Here is an 8,946-nt window from a genome sequence, read left to right on the forward strand (position 1 = left end):
CCCCCTTCGAAGGGGGTAGGGGGATGACAATCGTGCACCAGCGATTTGAGTTCGCCCAATGGCTCTCACTAACAGTACGCACCTAATAGTGATTACCTTCTGTAGGGACAGGTCGCGACCTGTCCGGATCGTGCACCAAATTCTCCTTAGACAAGGAGGGGCAGGGATGGTTGAAACTGGTATGGATTCTTTTATTCAGTAGTAATTCAAGCTATACCTTACCGATTTTCTTACTTTCTAACTCCCCAACTCCTAAACTTCCTTCAATTATAACATTTCCTGAAAAGGCTTCGGATTTGCTGAACGGTTTGTGCTGAAAAAATGTAAATTTGAAATCTTAATTAGTCGAGGGTATGGCAAAGAACACTTACAGAAACGATGCGATAAGCACGGGGAGGGCGAAGAATGAGGTACGTGGCCGTAACGAACCACGGAGCAGCACTGCGCCCGTCGGAGAAAAGACCAAGCAGAAGAAACAGAAGAAGGCTTTTAAGCTGCCTTCGTTTCGGTTTAATCTCAGGCTTCCTGCCTTTCTGACCGACAGGCGGTTCAAGCTGTTTGTCGGCTTCTCGTTCCTGCTGATCTCCTTCTTTATTACCATTGCCTTTGTTTCAAATCTTTTCACGGGAGCGGCCGACCAGAGTGTGGTGGAGTCTGTGCAGGGCACCGGCCTGAAAGAATCCGGACAGGAGGCGGAGAACTGGCTGGGACTTTTCGGAGCCTGGGTATCGCACCTGTTTATTTATAAACTGCTGGGTATAGGCGCTTTCTTCCTGATCCCGATCCTCTTCTTTGCCGGAAGCCGCATTGTGTTCCGCTGGAAATCCATCTCGATGTCCTATGTGTTGGGCCTGTGTACCTTCTCTATGCTGTGGGTGAGCCTGACGCTGGGGTATATCGTCCTGACGACCAATGCAGTAGGTTCGCTTGGTTTTCTGGGTGGAGGCATTGGGATTGAGACGGCCATTTGGCTCACCAGCCTGATCGGTTGGGGTACCGGCATGTTGCTGGGTTTCCTGCTCCTTATTTTCCTGGTGTTCTTCTTCAATATTACGAGCATCAACTGGAGCAAGCCGGCCATAGAAAACGAAGAGGAAGAGGTAGGTATAGACGTGGGCCATGCGTCGTCACTGCGCGATGTGGTGCACGGGTCTGCCCGCCACAACATCAACCATAACGCCGATCCGACTGCTTCGCTGGAAGCGGAGGAAGAAGAGGAAGATTACCTGGAGGACGACGAAGAATATTTGGAAGACGAGGAGGAGGAAGCCATCAACCGGGCGCTGGAGATGGAACTGAGCTCCCTGAAGCCGGAGCCAGCCAAATCTGCTGCACCGGTACTGGAACTCGACATTGAGTCGGAGCTGGAAGCTGAACTGGCCGACGATGAGTTTGACACGGCCGAAGACGAAGAAATGCTGGACCTGCAGATCGAAAACTCGCCTGAAGAAAAGAGTGCGGCTGTGCTGGCAACCGAAAATTATGATCCGACACTGGATCTTGCCCGCTACCAGTACCCGACCGTAGACCTGCTCAACGACTACGGCGCCAGCAAGGTGCAGGTAACCAAAGAGGAACTCGAAGCCAACAAAGACAAGATCGTAGCCACGCTGGGCCACTACAACATAGGTATAGCCAGTATCAAAGCCACCATCGGGCCAACTGTGACGCTCTATGAAATAGTGCCGGATGCGGGTGTGCGTATCTCCAAGATCAAAAACCTGGAAGATGATATTGCCCTGAGCTTAGCGGCCCTGGGCATACGTATCATTGCGCCTATACCTGGCAAGGGAACGATCGGTATAGAAGTGCCGAACACGAAGAAAGAGATGGTCTCCATCAAATCCATTCTCTCTACCGAGAAATTTATGAAGAGTGAGATGGATCTGCCCATTGCCTTTGGCAGAACCATTACCAACGAAGTATTTATCACGGACCTGGCCAAAATGCCACACTTGCTCATGGCAGGTGCCACAGGACAGGGTAAGTCGGTTGGTCTGAATGCGATCCTGACCTCGCTGCTCTACAAGCGCCACCCTTCGCAGCTTAAGTTTGTGCTCGTAGACCCCAAAAAGGTGGAATTGTCGCTCTTCAACAAGATCGAGCGCCACTTCCTGGCGAAGCTGCCCGACACGGAAGAAGCCATCATCACCGACACCAAAAAGGTGGTGAACACGCTCAACTCGCTCTGTATGGAGATGGACATGCGCTACGACCTGCTCAAGGATGCCGGCTGCCGCAACCTGAAGGAGTATAACCTCAAGTTTGTGGAACGGAAGCTGAACCCGAAAAAGGGGCACAAGTTTATGCCTTACATCGTGCTGGTGATTGACGAGTTGGCTGACTTGATGATGACCGCCGGAAAAGAGGTGGAAACCCCGATCGCCCGGTTGGCGCAGCTGGCCCGTGCCATCGGTATACACCTGGTGGTGGCCACGCAGCGCCCGTCGGTGAACGTGATCACGGGTATTATCAAAGCCAACTTCCCGGCGCGTATTTCTTTTAAAGTAACATCCAAAATTGACTCCCGCACCATTCTGGATGCCGGCGGTGCCGACCAGCTGATCGGGCAGGGCGACATGCTCTTTTCCATCGGTTCCGACATGATCCGTATTCAGTGCGCTTTTGTGGATACGCCGGAGGTGGATCGTATCTGTGACTTCATCGGAGGCCAGCAAGGGTATAGCGATGCCTACCTGTTGCCGGAGTTCGTGGGCGATGAAAGTGGCGCGGAGAAATCGGATTTTGACCCGAGTTCCAAGGATGCCATGTTCGAGGAAGCGGCCCGTATTATCGTGCAGCACCAGCAGGGCAGTACCTCTCTTTTGCAGCGCCGCCTGAAGCTGGGCTACAACCGTGCCGGCCGACTGATCGACCAGCTGGAAGCGGCCGGTATCGTGGGGCCGTTCGAAGGAAGCAAAGCGCGGGAAGTTTTAATTCCGGATGAGTATAGTTTGGAACAGTTATTGAACACATTGTAGGCAAGAACGAAACAAGAGATTTAGAATAACATGAAAAGAGTATTATCCCTGCTGCTGGCCGTAATGATGTTTGTGAATTTGGCGAATGCCCAGCAGGATCCGAAAGCAGGCAAAATACTGGACCAGATGAGCCAGAAGTACAGAAGCATGAAAGCTTTCAAAGCAACGTTTGCCCAGACGCTGGAAAATCCTTCCTCCAAGGTAAAGGAAACGATGGAAGGCGACATTCTGGTAAGCGGCCCGAAGTACAGGCTGGCTGTAAGCGGACAAGAAGTTATTAGTGACGGCAAGTTGATGTGGACCTATCTGAAGGACGTGAATGAGGTAACCATCACGGAGACCGACGCTGAGGCGGAGGCCATGGCACCCAGCAAAATCTTTGATATGTATAAGAAAGGCTACAAGTATGCGTATGCCGGTACTGAAAAAGAAGGCGCTACCGTATACGATGTAATCGAGCTGGCACCGGAAGATCGCAATAACCCGATTTTCAAAGTGCGCCTCTACATCAGCCAGAAAGACAAAAGCCTGAGAAGCTGGCAGATGTTCCGCAACAATGGCAACCGCTATACCTATACCATCAAAAACTTCCAGGCAAACCCGCAACTGGCATCAGATACTTTTACTTTCAACAAGACAAAGCATAAGGGTGTGAGTGTGGTAGACCTGCGATAAGCCAACCAGTTTATGATAAACAAAAAGAGCTGCCCCATTTGGAGCAGCTCTTTTTGTTTACTGGGGCTGCGAGACTACTATCGTTTTGGTGATGAATTCATCCTCCAGCCCGGACCAGAAGCGGAAGGTATAGGTGCCCATTGAACCTGGCCTGAAGGTATAGGCTGCCTGGCGGGTGGGGAGGTCCATGGTGCAAACGCCTTCCCTGTAGGTTGGGAAGACCTTGATGGTTTGCAGTTTTCCGACAGTCGCCACATCAAAAGAGCCGAATTCACCACAGCCGTTGTTTACCACGAAGTAAACATCCAAAGTAATTGTTTCACCGATCGTTGCGGTGGCTGGGGCTTCAACCCGTAATACCGGAGCCGGAAATGTTTCGAGCGGGTCAGCTGTTTCTTCTTTGTCTTTTGAGCAACTAAAGGCGGAAAACAGAAGCAGGGAGAAAATACAAAGGAGCCGTACCATGGGTATAGGTATAAATTTTTGAACGCAGGTTTCTACTCCTAAGATACCTGTATTTAAAATAGCGTTGCATGACCAAATAAAAATACTCTGTATCAGTAATTATGGACCGGACAGGTATAAAAACTTTTGCTCGTGCCTGTAAAAACGTAGCTTTGTTCTACCTGAACCTTAGCTCCTATACCGACCATGACCAGAGAAAAGCTGTTTGAGCAGATCCTCCAGAAGAAATCCTACCTGTGCATCGGCCTGGATACAGACCCCAAGCGCCTGCCAGAGCACCTAATGGACAACGAGGACCCTGTGTTTGAGTTTAACCGCCAGATCGTAGAGGCTACCGCAGACCTGTGCGTAGCCTACAAGCCCAACATTGCCTTTTATGAAGCCCAGGGGCCAAAAGGCTGGGTGAGCCTGGAAAAAACGCTGCAGGTCATTCCGGAAGAGATCTTCACGATAGCCGACGCCAAGCGCGGCGACATCGGCAACACATCGGAGCTATACGCCCGCGCCTTCTTCGAGACCATGAACTTCAACGCCGTGACCGTGGCTCCCTACATGGGCTCCGATTCGGTGAAGCCTTTCCTGGTGCAGCCGGGGCGCTGGGTGATTTTGCTGGCGCTGACCTCTAACCCGGGCAGCCAGGACTTCCAGATGCTCAAGCTCTCGGACGGCAACGAAGAGTACCTGTTTGAGCAGGTGCTGCGCGAGAGCGCCAACTGGGCGAGCGTGGGGCAGATGATGTATGTAGTGGGCGCGACGCAGGCAGAATACATTGAGCGGGTGCGGGCCATTGTGCCGAACCACTTCCTATTGGTGCCGGGTGTGGGCGCGCAGGGCGGCAGCCTGGAAGAAATCTCGCGCCTGGGCCTGAACCAGCAGTGCGGCCTTCTGGTCAATTCCTCCAGAGCCATCATTTATGCCTCCTCCGGTCGAGACTTTGCCGACCGCGCCCGTGCAGCAGCATTGGAAGTGCAGCTAGAAATGGAGCAGTACCTGGAGCAGTATGTGACGCATTTGTAACACAAGCAGCAGCTCCTGCTGCGTGTATAGGTATAGCAACCGCCATCCCTTGGCTTTCAGGCCGAGGGATGGCGGTTTTTTTTGCTAATAGCTGTCCTGGAACCATGCTGCTAGTAGCGGGCAGGACAGAAGGGGTTCCGTATACCTTCGCTATACCTGCTGCTATGAATTTGATTACAGTTAGGTGAAGAAGTCGCGGCGGCGTCTTCGCTGTAAATCCGCTTTCAGGTATGTTGGTCCTGGATGAATGCTTATTCTCTTTTTTCAAAACCCGGTATCATTGGCAGCCCGTAACCAAAGAATAAGGTCAGTATGGGAAGCAGCACCTCACAGAGCAGTTCCACGGGCTTGGTGGTATAGCTAATACCTGACGAAGTTGCCTATGATCAGAGAGTTATGAGAAGCGGGACTGCGGCAGGTATAGATGGGAGCAGGCTGGAGGAAAACGCTGTCTAAACCTGCAGGAGGAGGTAGGCTAATACACGAAAATGTACCATTGGGGAAGGCGTATAGGTTGAAGAGAAAGCGACGTTAATTCACCCGAATCTGCCCTGCTCCGCCCTTTTGCTGAAGTGGCTCAGCGTAAAATACTGTAAAAAAAGCGCATCCTTTCCGTATAAAGGCCCATTTGCAGGCAAACCCATTGCTGATTTATGCTTATATTTGAATGAGTGCGGTAGTAGGCCGTGCTTGATTTTCTGCTTCTTTAACTACATATCTTAGTAAATGGACATAAAAATTGAGCTGTTATTATTCGGTATTTCCATCTTGTTTTTCCTGAGTATCCTGGCAGGGAAAGCCGGGCATAAGTTTGGTGTCCCGGCTTTATTGCTGTTTTTATCTGTCGGCATGCTGAGCGGCAGCGATGGTTTGGGCATACATTTCGAAAACATTCAGGTTGCGCAGATCATCGGTACCGTGGCCCTGTGTATCATTCTTTTCTCGGGTGGTATGGATACTAAAATTGCCGAAATACGGCCTATCATCGCGCAAGGGGTAGTGCTGGCTACTTTCGGGGTGCTAATGACCGCTATTCTGACCGGGGTTGCCATTTGGTGGGTATTGGGCATGACCGACGCGGCGGCGGGCATTGGGTTGACGACTTCGCTGCTGCTGGCGGCCACTATGTCCTCTACTGATTCGGCCTCTGTGTTTTCCATTCTGCGATCAAAGAGGTTGCATCTCAAAAATAACCTCCGCCCAATGCTGGAGCTGGAGAGTGGTAGTAACGACCCCATGGCGTACATCCTCACCATAACGCTCATCGGAATCATTAATACAGATGCAGCACCCAATTACTGGGCAGCGGGTGGCATGCTGCTGATGCAGCTCATTATTGGGGGTGTTGCAGGTTATCTGTTGGGTAGATTGGCCGTGCGGCTGATCAACAACCTGGACATAGACAACAGCTCGCTCTACCCGATCCTGGTTTTCACGTGCTGTATCTTTATCTTCTCGGCCACCTATTTCATCAAAGGAAACGGCTACCTGGCTGTCTACATCGGCGGTCTGGTCATCGGAAATTCCAAGTTTGTGCACAAGCGCTCTTCGCTCAACTTCTTCGATGGCATGGCCTGGATGAGCCAGTTGCTCATGTTCCTGACCCTGGGTCTGCTGGTGAACCCGCGGGAGCTTGTGCCGATTATTATACCGGGTTTGATCATCAGCTTCCTGATGATCTTTATCACGCGTCCGCTCAGCGTTTTCCTCTGTATGCTGCCTTTCCGCAAAATGGGCTTCAAGGACAAGGCCTTTGTGTCTTGGGTAGGTTTGCGGGGGGCTGTGCCTATTATTTTCGCTATACTTCCGCTGGCTGAGAATGTACCTCATGCCAGGCTTATATTCAATATCGTGTTCTTCTGCACATTGGTGTCTCTGGTCGTGCAGGGAACGTCCCTCTCTAAAATGGCCATCTGGCTGGGGCTGGCCGAGCACCCGCGCGAGCTGGAAAAGTTGAAGGATTTTGATGTGGAGTTCTCAGATGAAATCAAGTCTATCACAACCGAAATCACCATCACGGCGAAGTCTCTGGCAGCCGGGAACCGGTTGATGGATTTGCCGCTGCCCGACAAGACACTTGCCGTAATGGTTAAACGCGACAACAAGTATTTTGTACCCAAAGGCAAAACCATCCTGCATGAGGATGACAAGGTGCTCATCATCACCGATGACCACGATGCCCTGATTCAGACGATGCAGAACTTAGGAAGCGCCACAAGCTCACCGTTACAAGCCAAACCCATAAGCTGATCAGGAAATTGATAGAAAGGCTGATGTAGGGAAAGTTGGAGTTTGTAAACTGTCCTAGGTATAGCTTCAACAATTGTTATGAGGAAGTGTCCTGTCAAGACCAGTATCAACACAGGAACAAGCAACTAAATGGGGTATGTAAGAGCCTGAATGAAAAACGGCTCACGCACAACTACCTATAAGGCAGCCAGGAAGAAAGACAGCGAGTTAAATGAAAATAGACCAAATACTTGATAAGATCTATCTGCTTCCGGAAGCCTCAAAACTTACCCTTAAGGCCTATGTTGCAGAAGTAGTGCATGCCAAAGGGCATATTCTGTTGAGAACCGACAGAATTGAAACCAGCCTCTATTTTATCAAAAAAGGAATTGTGCGTGCTTATGCCCGGTCCGCAGACAATGAAATAACTTTTTGGTTCGGCAAGGAAGGCGACACCGTTATCTCCATGAAAAGCTATGTTACAAATCAGAAAGGGTACGAAGAAATCGAGTTGTTAGAAAATTGCGAACTATACGAACTGAAAACAAAAAATTTGCAGCAACTCTTTGACAAAGACATATACATAGCAAATTGGGGACGAAAGTTTGCAGAGCAGGAACTTGTGAAAACAGAAGAACGGCTGATTTCCAGGCAATTCCGAACCGCCAAAGAACGCTACAAGGAACTTCTAAAAGACCATCCCGATCTAATTCAACGTGTGCAGTTAGGACACATTGCTTCGTACCTGGGTATAACTCCGGTCAGTTTAAGCAGGATAAGAGCAGAGCTGAAATAAAGCTTCATTTTTTATCATTTGTAAAATTCTACCTCAGTTTCATTACCGACCTTTGCAAAAAAATAATAGAAATGAATTGGATTATTTTAGTTGTAGCAGGATTATTTGAAGTAGCATTTGCTTTCAGTTTAGGAAAAGCGAAAGAGAGCACAGGAAACGAAATGTATGTATGGTATGCAGCTTTTCTTGTTGCCCTCAGCATCAGTATGGGGCTTTTGATTAAGGCAACTCAGACTTTGCCGATCGGTACGGCTTATGCCGTGTGGACAGGAATCGGAGCTGTTGGAACTGTTTTGGTAGGAATTTTAGTGTTTAAAGAACCTGCTACCTTTCTGCGGCTATTTTTTCTCACCACTCTGATTGGCTCTATTATCGGGCTAAAAGCAGTTGCTCACTAAAATATTAAAAGCCCAAGCCCATAGCAGCGGCATTGTGTTCGTCAGGCAGGGTATAGTGCTTTTAATGCCGCCCGACGCAAAGCCGTGGACCTCTAGTATAAACTATAATAATTTGAAAAAATTAAAGACAAATAAGAGGCAAATCTTTTTAGAAACGTTCTTTAGCGCTTTAGGTGCATGTGAAGTACTATGGATTTTCCAGGATGAGAATTGTATCGCAGGTACAGTGGTGTATGACCCAACGAACCCCGATGAGCGACAAGACTTTATCTGGCACATAGAAGAGAATAAAGCCCCGGGTAAAGACGCCAGGACAGTGCTAATCCACCTGAAAAACTACGATCTCTTACATATGGACAAACTTAAATTTCCGGTGTCTCACCTG

The 8,946-nt window shown here is 49.6% G+C and carries 8 protein-coding genes; 7 read left to right on the forward strand and 1 reads right to left on the reverse strand.

All coding sequences use genetic code 11. From position 1 onward, the window contains the following. Positions 1-353 precede the first annotated feature (353 nt). Positions 354-2,981 (forward strand): FtsK/SpoIIIE family DNA translocase, encoded by a 2,628-nt coding sequence (locus tag OB13_RS10290; RefSeq protein WP_461490079.1) that lies wholly within the window; start codon positions 354-356, stop codon positions 2,979-2,981. Positions 2,982-3,011: 30 nt separating this feature from the next. Continuing rightward, positions 3,012-3,656 (forward strand): LolA family protein, encoded by a 645-nt coding sequence (locus tag OB13_RS10295; RefSeq protein WP_461490080.1) that lies wholly within the window; start codon positions 3,012-3,014, stop codon positions 3,654-3,656. A 57-nt stretch (positions 3,657-3,713) separates the two neighbouring features. Here OB13_RS10295 and OB13_RS10300 read toward each other — a convergent pair whose 3' ends face one another. Further along, positions 3,714-4,121 (reverse strand): hypothetical protein, encoded by a 408-nt coding sequence (locus OB13_RS10300; RefSeq protein WP_461490081.1) that lies wholly within the window; start codon positions 4,119-4,121, stop codon positions 3,714-3,716. A gap of 186 nt (positions 4,122-4,307) precedes the next feature. On the opposite strand from OB13_RS10300, the gene pyrF reads away from it, so the two are divergent. From pyrF to OB13_RS10325, 5 genes are all read left to right on the forward strand, one after another. Next, positions 4,308-5,138, forward strand: a complete 831-nt coding sequence (pyrF, locus tag OB13_RS10305; RefSeq protein ID WP_461490082.1) for an orotidine-5'-phosphate decarboxylase — start codon at positions 4,308-4,310, stop codon at positions 5,136-5,138. Positions 5,139-5,864: 726 nt separating this feature from the next. Next, the gene (locus OB13_RS10310) at positions 5,865-7,388 is read left to right on the forward strand and encodes a potassium/proton antiporter (RefSeq protein ID WP_461490083.1); all 1,524 of its coding nucleotides are present in this window, start codon (positions 5,865-5,867) and stop codon (positions 7,386-7,388) included. 211 nt (positions 7,389-7,599) lie between these two features. Continuing rightward, positions 7,600-8,163 carry a Crp/Fnr family transcriptional regulator gene (locus tag OB13_RS10315; RefSeq protein ID WP_461490084.1) on the forward strand — a complete coding sequence of 188 codons (564 nt, stop codon included), beginning with the start codon at positions 7,600-7,602 and terminating at the stop codon, positions 8,161-8,163. Positions 8,164-8,234: 71 nt separating this feature from the next. Further along, complete coding sequence (locus OB13_RS10320; protein WP_461490085.1) at positions 8,235-8,561, forward strand: DMT family transporter; 327 nt, start codon at positions 8,235-8,237, stop codon at positions 8,559-8,561. A 112-nt stretch (positions 8,562-8,673) separates the two neighbouring features. Continuing rightward, on the forward strand, positions 8,674-8,946 hold a 273-nt coding region (locus tag OB13_RS10325), incomplete at its 3' end, for a hypothetical protein (protein ID WP_461490086.1).

It is taken from the genome of Pontibacter sp. HJ8 (assembly GCF_054824225.1).